The sequence below is a fragment of the Streptococcus cristatus genome (assembly GCF_001588905.1).
GTDB lineage: Bacteria > Bacillota > Bacilli > Lactobacillales > Streptococcaceae > Streptococcus > Streptococcus cristatus_N.
In genome coordinates this window covers 131,021-151,642 of the sequence record NZ_LAWH01000028.1, presented here as the reverse complement: position 1 = coordinate 151,642, position 20,622 = coordinate 131,021, and the positions used below count along the sequence as shown (strand labels likewise).

Below are 20,622 nucleotides of genomic sequence, written 5' to 3'. Positions count from 1 at the left end.
CGTCTTGCTCGACAATCCAAAGACAATTGAGAGGCTAGGACTTTTGTCCTAGTCTCATTTTTTTGAGATTTATGATATAATGCTAACGAAAATTAATTGATTAGAAAGTAGTTTATGACTCAAGAAATTGACCTTGAAAAGTACCATCAGCTAGCCCTGCAGAAGCAGAAAGAGCATCGAAAATTTTTAGCCAATCTAAAGAAAAAGCCACCAAAAAATCTCGATAAGATTGCCCAGCAAATCCATGATGAGGTCTTTGAGGAGATTGACTGCACAGCCTGTGCCAATTGCTGTAAAACTCTGGGACCAGACTTTAAGGAAGCCGATATTGTTCGCATTGCCAAGTACTTCAAGATGAAGCTGCCGGCTTTTGAAGAGGAGTTTCTTCAGGTGGACGAAGACGGTGACAAGGTCTTCAAGGCCATGCCTTGTCCTTTTTTAGGTGGAGACAATCTCTGCTCGATCTACGATGTCCGTCCCAAGGCCTGCCGTGAGTTTCCCCATACAGACCGAAAAAAGATCCATCAAATCAACCATTTGACGATTAAGAATACCCTGACCTGTCCAGCGGCTTATCTCTTTGTGGAGAAGCTGCGGGATAGGTTGTAGAATCCCCCTCTAAATCTTGTACAAAAATTCTAGGGCAGAAGTATCTTATATCTGTTAGACTATAGTCAAGAGGTGAAAAAGAATATGATGCATCAATTCAATCGAACCATGGAATATCTGGAAAGCAAGTTAGACGCAGAAGTGGATTTGCAGCAATTCCAGCAGCTGTCAGGCTATTCTTATGCTCTCTTTAGCAGGCTCTTTTCTATTCTAGCAGATATGACTTTAGCAGAATACTTGCGCAATCGCAGGCTGTCAGAAGCTGTGACAGACTTGCGGGAAAGCTCTGAGAAAGTCATTGACATAGCGATGAAATACGGCTATGAGTCTGCCGATGCCTTTAGCGCAGCCTTCAAGAAATTCCATGGTGCGACTCCCTCAGAAGTTCGAAATGGAAAACCTTATCGGGTCTTTCCTAGACTTCAATTATCCTTAAAGATTACAGGAGGAAAAAACATGGATATCAAGATTCAAAAGAAACCTGCTTTTACCGTGGCAGGCGTCCTATTGGAAGCTATCGACAATAGACAGTGCCCATCTGCTTGGGAGCAGCTCTATGCAAATCACAGCTTTGAAAGCTTAGAAAGTATGGGCAGTGGCCAATCCTTTGGCCTCTGCTCGGATGTCAAAGAAGGCGAAATCATCAACTATATGGCCGCTTATGATGTCGCGGATAAAGCGAAAGCAGAAGAACTAGGTCTGTCAATCAAAGAAATCGCAGAAGCTGAATATGCCATCGTACCAGTCAAGGGGGCTATACCAGCCAGCATCCACCATGCTTGGAAATATGTATTGGAAGTCTTTTTCCCAGAAACTGGCTATCGCCACTCAGGAGCGCCAGATTTTGAAGTATACAGCAAGGGTGACATGTCCTCCCCAGACTACCAAATGGAACTCTGGGTACCAGTGGTGAAATAGATTAGAAATCAGCCGTTCATTTTTGAGGGGCTGGTTTTTTTATGGCTTGTGGTATAATGTCCGCACTTTACTTAGCAGTCCTAATTTTATATATAGATTGAGTCTCAGATCGCTCTTTTAAATATCAGCAATACATATGACTTTGAATAACTCGCTTCAACTCATCATTTTATGGGTAATTTTAAAAATATATTTTGCAATGATTGTTTCATGCCTAATTAGGTAAATTAGCCATTCTTCGAGCGGTCGTATTTATATTTTCATCGTTTGAGGGAAGATCTTACCGTTTTCAAATTGATGGTTAAGTCGATATATTTTTCCTTCTCAAATATTTTCCAAATCATTTAATCTTTTTAAAGATAAGAACCACTTTCTAATTAATCAAAGACTACTTCAAATTTTTCAACTCTTGATAACATGAGAAAACCTCCGTAAAATGATTCAATTTATCATAACAAAAAAATACCGGAAAAACACCATATTATATTGGTATGTGTCTGGTGTTGGATGAAATTGACTTTCGAAAACATTAACTATATAATGTCTGTAAACAAGAAATAATGAGGTAACGATATGAATAAAACAGAATTACTGTTACAAAGACTAGATGATATTGGTCAGTCTCTAAAAGATTCTAGACAAGCACTAGCTTTGCTGGTACTTGGTTCTTGCGGAGCAGAAAGAGAACGATTGGATCAGTACTCGGATTTGGACTTCTTTGTTATAGTAAAAGATGGCTACAAGCATGCCTATATCCAGGACCTAACCTGGTTAAGTAAGCTAGAACCAATTGCATTTCACTACCAAAATACAGTGGATGGACATAAAGTTCTATTTGAAGATGATGTTTTTTGTGAATTTGCTGTCTTTGAAGCTCATGAACTAGTAAACATTCCCTTCGCTGAAGGCAAGATTATCTGGAAGGAGGTCGGTTTTGATGGAACAATCTGCCAACCACAAAGATTGCCATCAAAAGAAAATAGAGACCGTGAATGGCTGTTGGGAGAAATTTTATGCAATCTATATATAGGACTAGGTCGCTATCAACGAGGCGAAAAATTAGCTGCTTATGATTTCATCCAAAACAGATCCGTCAAGCTTTGGACTGAATTAATCAATTTGGAAAAAACTTCTAAATCTGATTTTATAGATATTTTTAACAGCAACAGACGATTTGAAAAAGGTTATCCAAATGAGGCCAAACAATTACCCTACTTTTTGCAAGGTTACGAACGAATCTCTGAATCTGCTCAGGCACTCCTAGAATATCTTGATAAACACTATTCTCTTAACGCATTTATAAAAGAAAAAATTCGCAATTTATTATAATAGAGACTTTCCAAAAGATGACCTAAATCCCAAAAGTTAGATATCTTTGTCAACTGTAGTGGATTAATGAAATTTTAAAATCTGTAGAGGATAATTGACGTCCTCTCCTTTTTTATGTTCAGAGTGAGAAAGATTCATTTCTTAAAGTTGCCAAAGTTAAAAAATCCAAAGGTTGGTATTTGATTGGTTTAATTAGAGCCTAAAAAGCGCCTTTGAGGTTACTTTTTTAGTTGAGCTTAGAGGTTACTTTGGTTATTGGACTGCTAGGTACAGTATGATATAATAAACCTACTACAGTTATAGAAAGGATTCCAACCTTGCCATACAAATTTCTACTTTTCGACCTTGACCATACATTGCTGGATTTTGATACGGCAGAAAACATCGCCCTGACTCATTTTTTGGAGGAGCAGGGCGTAAGGGAGATTCAGACCTACAAAGACTATTATATTCCCATGAACAAGGGGCTTTGGCGCGATCTGGAGCAGGGGAAAATCACCAAGCCAGAGCTGGTCAACACTCGCTTTTCTCGTCTTTTTGCTCATTTTGGCATTGAGAAGGATGGATCCGAGTTGGCCCTTCTCTATCAGCAGCACATTGCTCAGCAAGGACAAACCTACGCTGGTGCTAGCGAGCTTTTGGACAGTCTGACAGCAGCTGATTATGAGATTTACGGAGCGACCAATGGCATCACGGCTATTCAGACCGGCCGCATGGCCAATTCCGACATTTCTCCTTATTTTAATCATATTTTTATCTCGGAAAAGATGGGGACTCAGAAGCCCGAAGCTTTGTTTTATAAAAAAATAGCAGAGCAGATACCAGATTTTTACCTGTCTCAGGCTTTGATGATTGGAGATTCTTTGACTGCAGATATTGCTGGCGCTAATAATGCCGGACTGGCCTCTATCTGGTACAATCCCAAGCAGCTGATGAACAATAGCAGTGCGCAGCCGACTTATACGGTATCTTCCTATGAAGAAATTAAAAAATTACTGCTTTGAAAAAATTTTTAAGTCTGTCAAGAAAAAAACTTGACAGCTGTTTTTAATCTGCTATAATAGAACATGTGCTAAATAGCTCAGCTATTTCACCGAAATAAAAAAATAAGAAAAGAGAAATTTTAAAAATGGCAGTAAAAATCCGTTTGACTCGTATGGGTTCTAAGAAAAAACCTTTCTACCGTATCAACGTTGCAGATTCACGTTCACCACGTGACGGACGTTTCATCGAAACAGTTGGAACTTACAACCCACTTGTTGAAGAAAACCAAGTGACTTTGAAAGAAGATCGCGTTCTTGCATGGTTGGCTGATGGAGCTCAACCTTCAGATACAGTTCGCAACATTCTTTCAAAAGCTGGTGTTTTGAAGAAATTCCACGATTCAAAATACTCTAATTAATAGAAGTGCAGGTTGATATATGGACACGATTGAAAATCTCATTATTGCGATAGTGAAACCTTTGATTTCACAGCCAGATGCCTTAACTATCAAGATTGAAGATACGCCTGAGTTTTTAGAGTATCATCTTGATCTTGATCCAAGCGATGTTGGACGTGTGATCGGTCGTAAAGGTCGTACTATCTCCGCTATAAGGACGATTGTTTACTCTGTCCCAACCGAGTACAAAAAAGTTCGCATCGTTATTGATGAGAAATGAGAAGCAGCGGGGCCATGTGTCCCGTTTTTTCTATTTCTCTTAGCGAACTGAGTGCCTAGCACGCAAGTGAGGTTAGAGAAATTGATGCAGTTCGAGATCTGCGGGAACTACGTTCCTTTTATTCTCCTTAATGAAACAAGCCGTTAGGCGCAGTCGAATTTAGGGCCATTGATGCAGTTCGAGATTCACGAGAACTACGTTCCTTATTATCCTTAATAAAACAAGCCGTTAGACGTAGTTGAATTTAGGGCCATTGATGCAGTTCGAGCTTTGCGAGAACTACGTTCCTTATTATCCTTAATAAAACAAGCCGTTAGGCGTAGTTGAATTTAGGGCCATTGATGCAGTTCGAGCTCTGCGAGAACCAAGTATCTCAGTTAAGACAAACGCAAATCTACACTCGAATTCAAATAAACTCGAAACGGGAGGACACATGAAGCCAGAAGATTATGCTTGGAATGCCCGTGAGCGCAAGTGTTATGAGAATGACCAAGTGATTTTACCGAGCCCTTACAAGCTGAAAATTCTAGATGATAGTGAGAAGAGACTGGAATTGGAGCTTGTTTTGGAGCAGCTTCCTCAGAAGCAACTGGCTCGATGGGCTATGAAAATGGCGTCAAGCTTTATAGCTCTGATAGATATGGAAGATGAGTTTGAAAAGCAGAAGATTTTGACTCAGGTAAGAGAGGTTTTTCAAGCTCGACTTGATGGGAGGGCATCTGCCTATGAACTAAGAAAGGCTGGTTTCTTGGCTAATAAACTGTCTCAGCAAGCTCAATCACAAATCGGTAAATATGCTGCGCGTGTCTTTGCCCAAGCAGTTGCGACGGCTCATATGAGGGGACATGCTATCGTCGCAGCGGATTATGCCATCAAAGTCAGAAACTTGCAGAGTCCAGATGATTTGAAGCGGGCTGTCAGGGAAAGAGAGAGACAGATAAAGCTGGCCTCTGTTTTTACTAGATCAAGAAAGGAAACTTTATGAAGCATTTATTTTCACGCTTGTCACCAGCGCAAAAGATTATCTTGTCTTTTCTTCTGGTGATATTCTGTGGTTCCTTGCTACTCAGTCTGCCTTGGGTGCAGACGGAAAGTTCCCAAGCGGGCTATCTGGATCATCTTTTTACGGCTGTCTCCATGGTCTGTGTGACAGGTCTTTTTACACGATCGGTTGTAGATACATACAATGTCTGGGGGCAGCTCCTTTGCATGCTGCTGATTCAGATTGGTGGTTTGGGAATCCTGACCTTTATCGGATTTTTCACCATGGAAAGTCGGAAAAAGCTCAGCCTCAAGGATCGCCGCATTCTGCGAGATAGTTTTAGTTATGGTCACAATCGTACCTTGGGTCAATTTGTCCGTTCGATTTTTATCACGACCTTTACTATCGAAGGACTGGGCGCTCTCCTTCTTATGATTCGCTTCATTCCTAAGTTTGGCCTAGGAAAAGGGATTTTTAATTCTATCTTTTTAGCTATTTCTGCATTTTGTAATGCAGGATTTGATAATTTTGGCAATGATAGCCTACTAGGCTTGCAGACAGATGTTTTGGTCAATATCACCTTGGCTCTCCTCATCATTACTGGCGGACTTGGTTTTATGGTCTGGTTTGACTTGGCGACCAAATTAGGAGGAAAACAGAAGGGGCTGCACTTTCATACCAAGGTAGTCTTGCTTCTGACTGTTAGTCTCCTCGTTTTTGGGACGGTCACGAGTCTCTGGACGGAGTATAATAATCCTGGAACGATTGGCAATCTTTCCTTTGGCGATAAGCTATTGGTCAGCTTTTTCCAGACAGTCAGTATGAGAACAGCTGGCTTTGCTTCCATCGATTATACGGCTGCTCGTCCAGTAACCCTGTTTATCTATCTGCTCCAGATGTTTCTAGGAGGAGCTCCGGGTGGTACAGCGGGTGGTCTGAAAATTACGACCTTCTTAGTTCTTTTGCTGTTCGCCCGTAAGGAAATTCTGGGCTTGCCTCATACTAATATCGGTCGGAGAACACTGGCTCCTCAGCTGGTGCAGAAGGCTTTTGGTGTGACAGTGATTTTTCAGCTGACATTTCTGCTTGGTCTTTTGGCTCTTGGGCTAGTGACCGATAGCAGTCATCGTTTTATTTACCTGATATTTGAGACTGTGTCGGCATTGGCTACAGTTGGTGTCACGGCCAATATCACTACCAGCCTCAATACAGCTGGTATGGTTGTGATTATGTTGCTGATGTTTATTGGACGGGTGGGGCCGCTGACTCTTATGGTCAGTCTCAGCCATTATCAACCGAAGAAGGCGACTACCTTGCACTACAGCAAGGCGGACATTATGATTGGATAGGAGAAAAGAAATGGCAAATCAAACAGTTGGAATCCTCGGCTTAGGGATTTTTGGACAGAGTATCATTGAGGCCTTGATTTCTCAAGATGTAGAAATCATTGCGATTGATAATCACGAAGAGACAATCAATCAGTATGAAGACATGATTGCCGTCGGTGTGATCGGGGACATTACTGATATGGAGCTTTTGGAGGCGGCAGACGTTGGTTCCTGTGATACGGTCGTCGTGGCGACTGGAGAAAGTCTGGAATCCAGTGTTCTAGCGGTCATGCACTGTAGGGCTTTGGGCGTTAAAAATGTCATTGCCAAGGTCAAGGATGAAGTAACCCAGCAGGTGCTGGAAAAGGTGGGAGCTGATTTGGTTATCCTGCCTGAAGTGGAGGCTGGCATTTCATTGGCTAAGACCATTCTCTTTAACCATTCGATTGAGGTTTTCCAGCTGGATGACGATGTAGTCGTGGCTGAGTTTGAGTTGCCTGCTAGCTGGGTTGGGAAAACAGTCCGTGAAGTAGACGCTCGTAGGCTGTATCATCTCAATATCATCGGCTATCGTCTGACAAAAAATCAGCCTTTGGAAAGTCAGTTTACTCCAGACTTTGTCTGGCCAGCAGGAGTCAGCATTATGGCTGTGACGGATAACCAGCATTTGGATAAATTACGTGAAATAGTTAAGTAGGATCTAGGAGAAGACCTCTTCTCTGGAAAGTCCGATTGGCACTTTCTAGGAATTCAGTATCTGACTATATGTGAATAAAAAATGGATACCTAAGAGCTCTTTCAGGGCTCTTTTTTGAACCCAGTTGTAAAATTTGTTATACTATCACTAGAAAAGGAGTGATTTTATGAGCTTAACCAGCCAGATCATTACAGCAGATTTTCCAGATTTGGATAAGGTAGAAGCCTTGAATAATGAAGCTTTCCCAGAAGAGGAAAGGATACCGCTCAGTGAATTTTTACGATATGAGGATCAGGAAGATGCTAATTTTTTCGCCTTTTATCATGAAAAGGAGTTTGTTGGTTTTGCCTTTGCCATTTCCAACGATCAAGCCTTTTATGTTAGTTTCTTTGCGATTATGCCTCACCTGCGCAGCCATGGCTATGGCGGTGAAATCATTGAAAAGCTGGTCAATTTTTATCAGCGAACCATGCTTTTAGAAATCGAGCGCCTTGATGAGCCCTGTGACAATCTTGAGCAGCGTCAAGCTCGCTGGGATTTCTATCAAAGCAAGGGCTTCCGGTCAGCCAATGCCTTTCTGGAATATGAGGATCTTAGCTTTGAAATCCTTTATCGAGGGGAATCTTTTGACGAAGAGGCCTATCGGGACATATTCCACCGACTTCAGGAAGAGAATTATTTCGACTTTGAAATCAAACATAGACGTTTCAGCGATTATTAAAATGAAGTTTTATAGTGGTCAAAGGCTATTTGGAGCAACAAAAGATTGCTTTATTTTTACTAAATGGAGGTTAGAATGAGACTCTGGCATCAAGCACTGATTCCCAAGCTTCCCCGTCCGCAACTGCTTGGTCAGCATCGGGAATGCTGCGCTCTTCGTGGCAATGGCTGGGGCAAGAAACATGCGACCGTTGACTATGTTTTTACTCACTCTCCTTACTTGCTTTATTGCTACCATGAGCTGATTATGGAGGAGATGAGCAAGCGAGGTTATCGTGTGTCTCCAGAGTGGCTGGAGCGGGACTATCGTGGCAAGACTTGTCCAGCCTATGTGCATCTGGAAGAAATGGCTGTGGCGAGCCCTATTTACCCCGAGCATAATGCGGCTTACTATGAGGAATGCCTGCAAAATCTCAAAGAAAAAGGCATTGACTTATAGGCTTTTCCGCTGTCTGATCCAGCTGCCTGCCTTGAGAAAAAGCCAGCAAAATGATACAATAAAACGAATAGTAAAAAGATTAACTGGAGTAAAAATGAATTATTTTAATGTTGGGAAAATCGTCAATACCCAGGGGCTGCAAGGTGAGATGCGGGTTTTATCAGTGACAGATTTTGCGGAAGAGCGTTTTAAAAAAGGCAATAAACTGGCTCTTTTCGATAAGAAAGACCAGTTTGTCATGGACGTGGAAATTGCCAGCCACCGCAAGGCCAAGAACTTTGATATCATCAAGTTCAAGGGCATGTATCATATCAATGACATCGAGAAATTTCGTGACTTTAGTCTGAAAGTAGCCGAAGAAGACTTATCTGATTTGGAAGATGGCGAGTTTTACTACCATGAAATCATTGGCCTTGAAGTCTATGAAAATGATGTTCTGCTAGGTACGATTAAGGAAATTCTCCAGCCAGGCGCTAATGATGTTTGGGTGGTCAAGCGAAAAGGCAAGCGTGATTTGCTGCTGCCTTACATTCCGCCGGTGGTGCTGGGAATTGACATCGAGCAAGGTCGGGTTGATGTAGAGATACCGGAAGGACTGGACGATGAAGATTGATATTTTGACCCTCTTTCCGGAGATGTTTGCGCCCTTGGAGCACTCGATTGTGGGCAAAGCGCGAGAAAAAGGCCTCTTGGAAATCAATTACCATAATTTCCGAGAAAATGCGGAAAAATCTCGGCATGTGGATGACGAGCCTTATGGTGGCGGTCAGGGCATGCTGCTGCGGGCTCAGCCAATTTTTGATGCCTATGATGCCATTGAGAAGAAGCGGCCGCGCGTGATTTTGCTGGATCCTGCCGGACGTACCTTCGACCAAGCCTATGCTGAGGAGCTGGCCAAGGAAGAGGAACTCATCTTCATCTGTGGCCATTACGAAGGCTATGATGAGCGGATCAAGACTTTAGTGACAGATGAGATCTCGCTGGGTGACTATGTCCTGACCGGAGGAGAATTGGCGGCTATGACCATGATTGATGCAACAGTTCGCCTGATTCCAGAGGTTATTGGCAAGGAAGTCAGTCACACGGATGACAGCTTTTCGTCTGGACTCTTGGAGTATCCTCAATACACTCGTCCTTATGACTATCGGGGCATGGTCGTTCCGGAAGTGCTCATGAGTGGGCACCACGAGAATATCCGCAAGTGGCGTCTTTATGAAAGTCTGAAAAAAACCTATGAGCGTCGTCCAGACTTGCTGGAAAACTATGAATGTACAGCCGAAGAAGCCAAAATGTTGGAAGAAATTCGAGCCAATAGTAGAGATAGTGAACACTAGTCCTTTCTATAAAATAGCAAAATTTAGATATCGATTTCTCAAAGCCACGTTTGTGGCTTTTTTTATTTGGATAAAGAGCTGGAAAATTTTTGAAAAAATTCAAACTTCCTTCTTGACAGAAAAAATAAAAAGGAGTATTATCTTAACTAGTTAATAAACCGGTTAACAAATCAAGCTATTTTTGAAAGCAATTCTTGGGAAAGAATGTTTTGAAAATAGTTATTTCTTTGAATGATTGCTAAACTGGTTAAGGAGTTGAAATGAAAATCAAAAAAGTTTTGATAGCTTTAAGTCTAATCTTACTGGGCTTTGGCCTTGCCGCTTGTGGTAAAAAGGAAGCAAGTGGTGCTGGCAGCAAACGCGGGCTCAATATTGTCACGAGTTTTTACCCGATTTATTCGATGGTAAAAGAGGTCTCAGGAGATTTGAATGATGTCCGGATGATTCAGTCAGGCGCAGGGATTCATGAATTTGAGCCATCAGCCAGCGATGTAGCGGCTATTTATGAAGCAGATGTCTTTGTGTATCATTCACGGACTTTGGAGTCTTGGGCTGGTAGTCTGGATCCTAGTTTACAAAAGTCTAAAGTATCGGTCGTAGAAGCCAGCAACGGGATGCAGTTGGACAAGGTGGTCGGCTTAGAAGAAGTGTCTGCTGAGGAAGGGATTGATGAAAAGACGCTATATGATCCACATACTTGGCTAGATCCTGAAAAAGTGGCTGAAGAAGCGCAGATCATCGCTCAAGAATTGTCCAAGCTAGATAGTAAAAACGCGGATACCTATCAGAAGAATGCTCAAAAATTTGCAGAGAAGTCAAAGGCCCTGAGCCAAAAATATCAAGGAGTCTTTAGTGGGCTAGATGAAAAAACTTTTGTGACCCAGCATACGGCCTTTTCTTATCTGGCCAAACGTTTCGGTCTCAAGCAACTAGGGATTTCAGGGATTTCTCCAGACCAAGAGCCTAGTCCAAGACAGTTGACGGAGATACAAGACTTTATCAAGACCTATAACGTCAAGACGATTTTTGTCGAGAGCAATGCTTCTTCTAAGTTGGCCGAGACCTTAAAGAAGGCAACAGGAGTCAACCTAAAGATGCTAAATCCTCTCGAAGCAGATCCTGAAAATGATAAGACTTATCTCGAAAATTTAGAAGATAATTTGGAAATTTTAGCCAAAGAATTAAAACAATGAGGTGATGTATGAAAAAGACATATATTATTAGTTCAGTTGCGGCACTAGCTACACTAGGTGTGTGCGGCTATGCGATTATGCAGTATCAAGCAGATAAGCCACAAGAACAAGCAACAAATCGAGTGGCTTATGTAGAAAAGAAATCTGCAAATAAGCAGGACAATAAATCTCAAAAAGCCGAGAAATTGACACCTGAGCAGATTCAGGCTAAAGAAGGCATTACTGCTGAGCAGATCGTTGTCAAGATTACGGACCAAGGCTATGTGACTTCACATGGTGACCACTATCATTACTATAACGGCAAGGTTCCCTTTGATGCAATTCTAAGTGAAGAGTTGATTATGCGGGATCCAAATTATCAATTGCAAGAATCAGATATTGTCAACCAAGTGAAAGATGGCTATATTATCAAGGTTGCAGGAAAATATTACCTCTATCTGACCAATGCCAAAGAAACTAGCAATGTTCGTTCTGTTGATGAAATTGCACGGCAAAGACAAATCCATCCTAGCAAGGAAGAAGGAGAAGGCGGTTCAGAAGCTAAATCTACCCAAACTGTTAGCAGAAAAACGCAAGACTTCAGTCGTCCAAGTGCCGCTTATGCTGCAGGAAAGAGGACCTATCAAGCAGAAGGCACTGCATCGAGTCGGAGCAATGGCGCCTATACAACAGATGACGGCTATGTTTTCAGTCCATCTGATGTGATTTCGGATACAGGAGATGGCTTCCTTGTGCCACATGGCGGTCATATGCATTATATTCCAAAAAGTGATCTGTCGCCGGGTGAGTTAGCGGCTGCCCAAGCCTATTGGGATTCCTTGCAGCGAGGCAAGCAAGCAGCTACTCCAGCTGAAAATCCAAATACAGGAGGAGTGGCTTCTGCTCCTACAGCTAAAGCATCAGAAAATCAACATGCAGGAACTGCGACTAAGCCAGCTCATCAAGCTGACAAGGGACAGACTGCTAAGCCAGCTCAAGCGTCCAAACCTGCCCAATCAGATGCCGGGCTCGGAGCTAAACCAGCTGAAAAAGCAGAAGATTCACTATCAAGTTACCAAACCTTACTTGAGAAACTCTATCGTACACCAAAAGAAAAACGCTATGTTGAAAAAGATGGTCTTGTCTTTGATCCAAGCAAAATCGTTAGACGGACCGCAGAAGGAGTGGCTATTCCACATGGAAATCACTACCACTTTATCCCTTATAGCAAACTGTCTGCCCTAGAGGAAGAAATAGCTCGGAACATTCCTGTTGCTGGTCAGAAGACTTATCCTAAGGCTACTGCAAGTACACCAAGCCAGCCTAGTCAACCAGCAAATCCAAGTCAGCCAGCCAAACCAGCTGATAAAGATGAGCACGATCATGGTTTCCATGCTGAACATGTCATCTCAAAAGATGAGGAAGGTTACGTTGTCCAACACGGCGGGCATGCACATTATTTCTTCAAAAAAGATTTGACCAAAGATCAGATTGCAGCGGCAGAAGACAATCTGGCTAAGCACAAAGATTTAAGTCAGTCCAGTCAAGTCAGCAAAGAATATGACCGTTTTTCTCGTGACGCCAGTGACGAAGAGAAAATCGCTTATATTTCCAAGACTTATGGCGTACCGCGTGAAGCGATTAAGATTTCAAAAGGCTTCTTTGTCTTTAATAATCCGGATCAAGACTACGATCCGACCCATATCCACCCCTATGCTGTTCGAAAAGAGCATGTTCGGATTCCTTTAGAAACTGGAAATCCAGAGCTGGACTTCCTAAACGAGCTTTATACAACAGCCCTGCGTTCAGGTCTGTCTCCATACAGTATTCAGGTTGAAAATGGTCAGTTTGTCATACCGCATGGCGATCACAACCACTACATCCGTGTTCAATCCAAAGGGCTGAATCTAGGCTTGAAGAATAAAATTCCAGCTTTGCAATCAGCTTATCAAGCAGGAGCTTATGATGAAAAGGCCGTTCTTGAAAAGGTGGATGCCCTGTTAGCAGCTAGCCGAAGCATTTATGATAAAGACTTGCTTATGCAACGTCGAATCGAGCTAGCTCTCGGTAATTTTGTAGAAACCATGAAGCAATTGCCAAGCAACTCAACAGAGGGATATTTGGCAAGTCTAGATCAATTTGATAAGCACTACATTCATGTTGATGAAAAAGCGAAAACGGAAGAGCTGACCGAAGTTGATAAAAAATATCAAGAATTGGTTGACAAAATCAAACGTTTGGAAACGGACAGCTACAATGTGAATAAAACCAGCTTGCTCAGTGAATTGCAGACGGCTAAGGTAGAAAAAAATGAAGCTAAGATGGCTGAGATTGAGCAGCTATTGGCAAGTCTGCAAGATTATCAAGATCGGACAGGAGTGACCTCCGTTGAGTATCTCAAAGCTTTCTATCTTGCGGTTGATGATGCTCGTTTGCAGCCAGAACTTCGGAAGAAAGTTGCTGATTTGACGCTCAAGCTTTATAAATCTCAGGCCTTTATCGAAGCGGTCGACCTGAAAGCTCTTTTCTTGGAACTCTATCAAACCAAGCTCGAAGTTGATAAGGCTCTGGCAAGTGGCGAGGCAGCTTCAGCCAAGGATAAAACGGTTCTGGATACCGAAAAACTGGACGATCACAATTATAAGACGGCTATCTATGGTTTCTTGAAAGAATTGTACGGAGAATTTGCACCGCAGCCTACAGAGGAAATCTCAGAAGCAACTCTCCAAGCTCTCTTCCAAAAAGGGCAAGAACTTTTGGAAAAAGTAACGGATTCGACTGTGCAAGAAAATTATCAAAAGCAACTCGCAGCACTTCGAACTGATTTGCAAGAATCTCGCAAAGATAGAGAAATAATCTTAGCAGAAACGAAAACGCTCTTGACTCAAATCGTTGAAACCTTAAAAGAACAGCAAGCATCTGCAGCGCTCAAGGATAAAGAGACCTATCTGAAAATTTACAATTTGCTGATGTCTGCCCACAAGATGCTTGAGGAACAACAGGGGACAGATGAGCAATTTGCCAAGATAGATGGTTTATTGGATAAATTATCCGATCCGAGTTTGGACAAAGCAGCTTTGCTAGCCGAAGCAGAAGCGTTCTTTAATCAGCTTCAAGCCAACAAGCCTGCTCCGACTGAAGCTAAAACTGAGACGGAGGCCATTCCGGCTGAGGAGACTAAAGAAGAAAAAATGAGCGAGGCTCCTAAAGAGACGGTGGAAGAGTCAAGCTCACCAGCCACTCCTGAAGTAGAAAAATCAAATTCAGCAGCTCCTTCAGAAAAAGAGACCGAAAGTCAAGTGACATCAGAAGCAAATAAGCAGTAAAGAAATTTTTCTAAATAAATGGAAATAAGGAGCGGAAGAGGCGAAAAATGCTTTAAATCCGCTCTATTTCTACTTTATTAGGATGGAGCGTTCGATTTTTGTCATACAATTGTAATAGAATTTCTATTTAAATGATATGGTTTTGACTGGTTTAACCAGTCATTTTATGTTAGTATTATAGCATAGGACTGATTGTAAAATGATACATGTGCTATTAGAAGGAGATGTCTATGGACAAGAAAATTGGTAAATCCGTTGTAGCAACTGGCATTGCAGCGACAACGATTATTTCTGGTGCGCTTAGCCATCAGGTCAAAGCGGATGAACTCGTTGAGTCAACGGCTACGAAACCAAAGGCAACAGCAGTTACCGAGAAACCAATTACGACAGCGGATGTAGCAGAAGCGAAGGAAAAAGCAGATGCTGCCAAGAAAAATGTAAATCAGCAACAAGAGCAAGCTAAGAAAGCTGAAGCAGACCTTGAAGGAGCTAAAGCTGCAGTTTCAGAGGCTCAAGAGAAAGTAGCTACAGCTACTGAAAATGAAAAGGCAGCAACTGAAGAAAACATTTCTCAAGCAGAGACCAGTGTTAAAAAAGCTGAAGAAGAAGTAACAGCAAAATCAGAAACTGTCAAAGAAGCAGAAACTGCTGTACAAGAAGCAAGTCAGGCAGTTAAAGACCAAGAAAATACAATTGCTGGCCAGCAATCATTGGTGGATGTGGCAGAATCTGAGCTAAACAAAGCCAAAGAACCAGTTCATGCTGAAACTGCAGCTGTGGAAACTGCTAAAAATCAGGAAAATCAAGCTCAAACAGCTGTGGAGCATGCTAAAAATGAACTAGCAAAAGCAGAACAAGAAGCAACTGCTGCGCCACAAAATCAAGCAGAAATCCAAAACAAAATCAATCAAACTCAGGCTAAGTTAGAGCAGACTAAGCAATTGATTGCTGCAACAAATACAGAGTTGGTGCATGAACAGAAAAATGCAAGTACAGCACCGGTTGATTTACGGAATACGACCTATTCGCAATTCTTAGAGAATCTTCGAAATAATTCGAACAATGAAGCTGTAAGAAATGCTGCAGCTGATGCTTTAGCTCTTTACAAACGTGGTCAGAATGAATTCAAGATCACGGTTGGTTCAGATCCATCTAGCCCAGCCAGCTTGGAAAATAACTTGCAGGCTTTGGAATTGGTTAAGGCTATCAATGCTTACCGTCGTAATGCGGGTCTCCCAGAGCTTTTGGTGGATCCATATGCTAATGTTGCCAGCCAAATTCAGACCTTGTACTTTGAAAAGGCTAACTGGCACATGGGCAAGCTGATTGGCAATGAAAACGTGGCCATCAGCTTCAATCCTCAAGGTGCGGTTAATTTCTGGCATAGTGAAAAGGCTCTGTATCAGAAGATTGCTGCTCAATACGGCCTGCCAACTGATGAAAGACAACTAGATGCTAATGACATTTATATGAAGGTGGGGCCTAACGTCTTTGCGCAAATTGGTCACTATGTCCAAATGATGGATAACAAGGCCAATGCTATCTCTGCTGCCTATGACACTCATCCAAATCAGTTTGGAACTCCATACGGAACTTCAGAAGTTGGATTCCATAATGTTCGGAATTTCAATCAAAGGGTTAATAATGGCACACTGCTAACAGTTGAAGCGATGGAGAAACTTCTTCGCAGTGGCGGTAGTCGTGGGGCTGCTTCAAGTGCTAATGTGACAGCCTTGAAGAATCGCTTGGCAGAGTTACAAGCTCAGAAAGTTAGCCAAGAGTCTAGCTTGAATCTTTTAAATAATCAGTTGACAGATTCATACAAAGCACAGAAAAATCGTGCGGCTGCTGTTGTAAAAGCTAAACAGAATCTTGAAGCTGCTGAGAAAGCCCTAGCTCTGACTCAACAAAACTTGTCAGATAAAAAGGCTGTTTTGAAATCAGCGACAGCAAGAATCGCGTCTGCAATTTCTCCATATCAAGCCAAATTACAAAAAGCTCAGGCAACCTTAGTAGAGGCCAAGAATCAGCTCGCAGCTTTGAAGACGGCTGAGGAAAACAAGAATAAGAACTTAGAAGCAGCTAAAGCTGAATTGGTAGCTGCTCAAAATCGTGTAGCAGCGGCTCAGAAGAAAGTTGCAGATCTCAAAACAGCTCCACAACAATTGGAAAAAGCTAAGCAAGACTTGGCTGCAGCAGAGGCTGACCTGAAGGCTAAACAAGCTATTGCTGAGACTGAGAATGCAAAATTAGTTGATTTGCAAACAGTCTACAATGAATTGCTAGCAAATTACAATTATTTGCTAGACCTTCTTCCAAAAGAAGAGCGCCAAGCCCTAGCATCGGCCACTACAACCACTTATCAGGCAAATGGTGGACTTAATTTTGCTGCAGCAGGTGCAGGTAGTCAAAGGGTTCTGACTTCGAATGCAAGTTCAGCTTCTCAAGATGAGAAGGATGCATCGGTTGAAACATTGGCTAACGTAGCTACTCAAGCTCAGCCAAAAACTGATAATAATGCTAATGCTACATCGACTCCAGCGACTCCTAAAGCTTCGCCTAGCCAGTCAGTTGTCCTTCCTAATACAGGAACGGAAGCGGAACAATTAGCCTTCCTTGGAATGACTCTCGGTGCAGCTCTTCTCGCAGGTGCTGTGAAACATCGCCGTAGAAAAACTTTATAGCAGATAACAGTGAAGTGAGTGTTACAGCTCACTTCATTTTTTATTGGTGAATTCGTTTGATTGAATCAAATTTAGGAAGAAAAGTTTTTGATACTCAAATAATTCTTAAATTTAGCTAGAAAACATTCCTTTTATCTGCTTTTCAGGGTATATCATGTTATAATAGCAGAGGATTTTATACAAAAAGAGGAACTTATGACTAAAAAAGCTATTCTAATGATGACCTTTGGATCGCCAGAGGGCTATACTTTTGAGGATATTGCAGAATTTTTCACGAATATCCGTCGTGGCGTGCGGCCTACTAATCAGGAGATTCAGCATCTTCATGATAATTATCAACGTATTGGTGGCAGCCCCCTGCAACGCATTACGCGGGCAGAAGTTGAGCTGGTGAAAGAAGCTTTAAAGGGAGAGTATGCTGTCTATTTTGCTAATAAATTTTCTCGCCCTTTTATTCCAGATGTTATTAAGCAGATGGAGGATGACGGGATTGAGGAATGTATCTGCTTGATTTTAGAACCGCATTATTCCTTTTACTCTGTTATGGGGTATGAAAAATTTATTACGAGCCAGACAATTAAATTCCATATTATCAAAGAATGGTATCAGGCTGAGGACTTGCTTCGCTTTTGGGAGGAAGAAATCAGGAAAATCTTGCAAACGCAAGTCAAAGATGAAAGTTTTAAGGTCATTTTCTCAGCTCACAGTGTGCCAGTTTTAGCACTTGATTTTGAAGATCCATATATTGATCAGATTATTGAAAATTCACAGTTGATTGCCCATCGGCTGGGCTTGGCTCTATCTGAATATACCAATACCTGGCAGAGCGAAAGCGATATTGGCTTGCCGTGGATCAAGCCAGATGTTTTAGAATATCTCCGAGATCAAACGAACCATCCGCAACATTATATCTTTGTCCCAATCAGTTTCATCAGCGAACATATCGAGGTACTGTTTGATAATGATGTGGAGTGTCAGGAATTGTGCCAAGAACTCGGTGTGGCTTATCATCGTCCACCAATGCCTAACACAGACTCCCGTTTGATTGCTGCATTATTGACAACTATTCGTCAGCATGAAACAGAAGAGCTTCGATACATGCACCCAGAAGAAACAACCTTTGACGAATTGGCCCCTTCAGACGAAAGTAATCAAATCTTAAGCGAAACAGAAGAACTTCAGATGCCTGAATTTGTCAAAAAATTGATAGAGAAAAAGGGCAGAGAAAATGTCAAAATGCCTTATTTTATAAAGAAAATGTTAGAAAAAAGGGCGCGAGAAACAAAGTAAGTCTAGCCTAGGAATAAACATTTGCAACGAGGAATGATCATGAATTGTTAGGAAAGTGCATGTTCTAGGAAAATGAAAAATTTCTATTGAAAAGATAGGGTTTTGGAAAATATGTCTACAAACAAGCTAATTCAATCCAAGCTGGAACTGTTGCCGACCAGTCCCGGCTGTTACATTCACAAGGACAAAAACGGTACTATTATCTATGTCGGCAAAGCCAAGAATCTCCGCAATCGGGTCCGTTCTTATTTTCGTGGCAGCCACGATACCAAGACGGAGGCTCTGGTTTCCGAGATTGAGGATTTTGAGTTTATCGTTACGGAGTCTAATATCGAGGCCTTGCTCCTAGAAATCAATCTAATCAAGGAAAATAAGCCCAAGTACAATATCATGCTCAAGGACGATAAGTCCTATCCTTTTATTAAGATTACTAACGAGATTTATCCGCGTCTGATCATCACGCGCCAAGTCAAAAAGGATGGTGGTCTTTATTTTGGGCCTTATCCAGATGTCGGTGCAGCCAATGAAATCAAGCGCCTGCTCGATCGCATTTTTACATTCAAAAAATGTACGAATCCACCTGCGAAAGTATGTTTTTATTATCACTTAGGGCAATGTGAAGCCCATACGATTTGCAAGAGGGATAGCCAGTATTTCAAGAATATGGCTCAGGAAGTGTCGGATTTTCTGAAAGGGCAGGACAACAAGATTATCGATGAGCTACGTGATAAGATGAATAAAACAGCTGCAGCCATGGAGTTTGAACGGGCGGCTGAATACCGCGACCTGATTCAGGCAATTGGCACCTTGCGCACCAAGCAGCGGGTCATGGCTAAAGATTTGCAGAATCGTGATGTTTTTGGCTATTATGTGGACAAGGGTTGGATGTGTGTGCAGGTCTTCTTTGTGCGCCAGGGCAAGTTGATTGAGCGTGATGTCAATCTTTTCCCCTATTATAATGATCCCGACGAGGATTTCCTGACCTATATTGGCCAGTTTTACCAAGAAAAATCCCATCTCAAGCCCAATGAAATCTTAATTCCAGCAGACATTGATGAAGAAGCTGTCCGGGCCGTGGTGGATACCAAAGTAGTCAAGCCTCAGCGAGGCGAAAAGAAACAGCTGGTCAATCTGGCTATTAAGAATGCTCGGGTCAGCCTCCAGCAGAAATTTGACCTTTTGGAGAAATCCGTTGAGAAAACGCAGGGCGCTATAGAAAATCTAGGGAAGCTCCTCAACATTCCGACACCCGTTCGGATCGAGTCTTTTGATAACTCCAACATCATGGGGACCAGTCCTGTATCAGCTATGGTGGTCTTTGTTAATGGTAAGCCTAGCAAGAAGGATTACCGCAAATATAAGATTAAGACGGTGGTAGGGCCGGACGACTACGCTAGTATGCGAGAAGTTATCAAGCGCCGCTATAGTCGGGTGATTCGTGACGGGCTGACGCCACCAGACTTGATTGTCATTGATGGTGGACAAGGTCAGGTCAATATTGCTAAAGAAGTTATCCAGAACCAGTTGGGGCTGGATATTCCCATCGCTGGACTGCAAAAAAATGACAAGCACCAGACCCATGAATTGCTCTTTGGCGATCCTCTTCAAGTCGTAGAACTGTCCCGTAATTCTCAGGAATTTTTCCTCCTCCAGCGCATCCAAGATGAAGTGCACCGCTTTGCCATTACCTTCCACCGTCAGCTTCGATCTAAGAATTCCTTCTCATCGCAACTCGATGGCATCGAAGGCTTGGGGCCAAAACGCAAGCAAAATCTCATGAAGCATTTCAAATCTCTGACCAAGATTAAAGAAGCCAGTGTCGATGAAATCGTCGAAGTGGGCGTGCCGCGAGCAGTGGCAGAAGCTGTGCAGGCAAAACTCAATCAAACAGAGCCATCCCGACCTTTGTTAGAAGTGGCGGAGCCTTTGGTAGGGTTAGATAGTTAATATATAAAGCAAGACCGTGTAAACGGTCTTTTGTGGCATAATGGGAAAGAAGCGAACCAAAATAGAGAGTTAACCATGATACCTATAGAAAAATCAAATCCGTCTGAAGTTGAAAAAATTTGCTTTATTGCGTAAAGATTTTACAAATAGGAATGTAATGATGACACAATTTAAAGATAAATCTAT

Annotated in this window: 18 protein-coding genes; all 18 read left to right on the top strand. The window is 42.2% G+C overall.

All coding sequences use genetic code 11. From position 1 onward, the window contains the following. Positions 1–114 precede the first annotated feature (114 nt). The 18 genes from A0765_RS06355 (at position 115) to uvrC (ending at position 20,436) form a co-directional block, all read left to right on the top strand. Positions 115–609, top strand: a complete 495-nt coding sequence (locus A0765_RS06355; RefSeq protein WP_048763203.1) for a YkgJ family cysteine cluster protein — start codon at positions 115–117, stop codon at positions 607–609. Between the two features lie 84 nt (positions 610–693). After that, complete coding sequence (locus A0765_RS06350) at positions 694–1,527, top strand: AraC family transcriptional regulator (RefSeq protein ID WP_062005390.1); 834 nt, start codon at positions 694–696, stop codon at positions 1,525–1,527. Positions 1,528–2,100: 573 nt separating this feature from the next. Beyond that, complete coding sequence (locus A0765_RS06345) at positions 2,101–2,856, top strand: hypothetical protein (protein WP_062005388.1); 756 nt, start codon at positions 2,101–2,103, stop codon at positions 2,854–2,856. Between the two features lie 317 nt (positions 2,857–3,173). Beyond that, the gene (gene pynA / locus A0765_RS06340; RefSeq protein ID WP_062005386.1) at positions 3,174–3,860 is read left to right on the top strand and encodes a pyrimidine 5'-nucleotidase PynA; all 687 of its coding nucleotides are present in this window, start codon (positions 3,174–3,176) and stop codon (positions 3,858–3,860) included. A 125-nt stretch (positions 3,861–3,985) separates the two neighbouring features. Continuing rightward, the gene (gene rpsP / locus A0765_RS06335; protein WP_062005384.1) at positions 3,986–4,258 is read left to right on the top strand and encodes a 30S ribosomal protein S16; all 273 of its coding nucleotides are present in this window, start codon (positions 3,986–3,988) and stop codon (positions 4,256–4,258) included. 19 nt (positions 4,259–4,277) lie between these two features. Then, a complete protein-coding gene (gene kphA, locus A0765_RS06330; protein ID WP_005590445.1) occupies positions 4,278–4,517 on the top strand; it encodes an RNA-binding protein KphA in 240 nt (79 codons plus the stop codon). A 433-nt stretch (positions 4,518–4,950) separates the two neighbouring features. Next, positions 4,951–5,502: a putative immunity protein gene (locus tag A0765_RS06325; protein ID WP_062005382.1), complete on the top strand. Its 552-nt coding sequence runs from the start codon at positions 4,951–4,953 to the stop codon at positions 5,500–5,502. Next, the gene (locus A0765_RS06320; protein WP_062005380.1) at positions 5,499–6,848 is read left to right on the top strand and encodes a TrkH family potassium uptake protein; all 1,350 of its coding nucleotides are present in this window, start codon (positions 5,499–5,501) and stop codon (positions 6,846–6,848) included. Before A0765_RS06325 ends, A0765_RS06320 begins: the two co-directional genes overlap by 4 nt. A 10-nt stretch (positions 6,849–6,858) precedes the next feature. Next, on the top strand, positions 6,859–7,524 hold the full coding sequence (locus A0765_RS06315; protein WP_062005378.1) for a potassium channel family protein: 666 nt from the start codon (positions 6,859–6,861) through the stop codon (positions 7,522–7,524). Positions 7,525–7,690: 166 nt separating this feature from the next. Beyond that, entirely contained in the window at positions 7,691–8,245 is a 555-nt protein-coding gene (locus tag A0765_RS06310) for a GNAT family N-acetyltransferase (RefSeq protein ID WP_062005376.1), read from the top strand. A gap of 75 nt (positions 8,246–8,320) precedes the next feature. After that, on the top strand, positions 8,321–8,683 hold the full coding sequence (locus A0765_RS06305) for a TIGR02328 family protein (protein WP_062005374.1): 363 nt from the start codon (positions 8,321–8,323) through the stop codon (positions 8,681–8,683). Positions 8,684–8,777: 94 nt separating this feature from the next. Then, positions 8,778–9,296, top strand: coding sequence for a ribosome maturation factor RimM (gene rimM, locus A0765_RS06300; RefSeq protein ID WP_048792002.1), 519 nt, complete (start codon positions 8,778–8,780; stop codon positions 9,294–9,296). Next, on the top strand, positions 9,286–10,017 hold the full coding sequence (trmD, locus tag A0765_RS06295; protein WP_062005372.1) for a tRNA (guanosine(37)-N1)-methyltransferase TrmD: 732 nt from the start codon (positions 9,286–9,288) through the stop codon (positions 10,015–10,017). The genes rimM and trmD overlap by 11 nt, the downstream gene beginning before the upstream one ends. Before the next feature lie 260 nt (positions 10,018–10,277). Next, the gene (locus A0765_RS06290; RefSeq protein ID WP_062005370.1) at positions 10,278–11,210 is read left to right on the top strand and encodes a metal ABC transporter solute-binding protein, Zn/Mn family; all 933 of its coding nucleotides are present in this window, start codon (positions 10,278–10,280) and stop codon (positions 11,208–11,210) included. 8 nt (positions 11,211–11,218) lie between these two features. Beyond that, the gene (locus A0765_RS06285; protein WP_062005368.1) at positions 11,219–14,515 is read left to right on the top strand and encodes a pneumococcal-type histidine triad protein; all 3,297 of its coding nucleotides are present in this window, start codon (positions 11,219–11,221) and stop codon (positions 14,513–14,515) included. 230 nt (positions 14,516–14,745) lie between these two features. Further along, entirely contained in the window at positions 14,746–17,199 is a 2,454-nt protein-coding gene (locus A0765_RS06280) for a CAP domain-containing protein (protein ID WP_062005365.1), read from the top strand. Positions 17,200–17,394: 195 nt separating this feature from the next. Further along, entirely contained in the window at positions 17,395–18,489 is a 1,095-nt protein-coding gene (gene hemH / locus A0765_RS06275) for a ferrochelatase (RefSeq protein WP_062005363.1), read from the top strand. Positions 18,490–18,600: 111 nt separating this feature from the next. Next, positions 18,601–20,436: an excinuclease ABC subunit UvrC gene (uvrC, locus tag A0765_RS06270; RefSeq protein ID WP_062005361.1), complete on the top strand. Its 1,836-nt coding sequence runs from the start codon at positions 18,601–18,603 to the stop codon at positions 20,434–20,436. Positions 20,437–20,622: the final 186 nt, after the last annotated feature.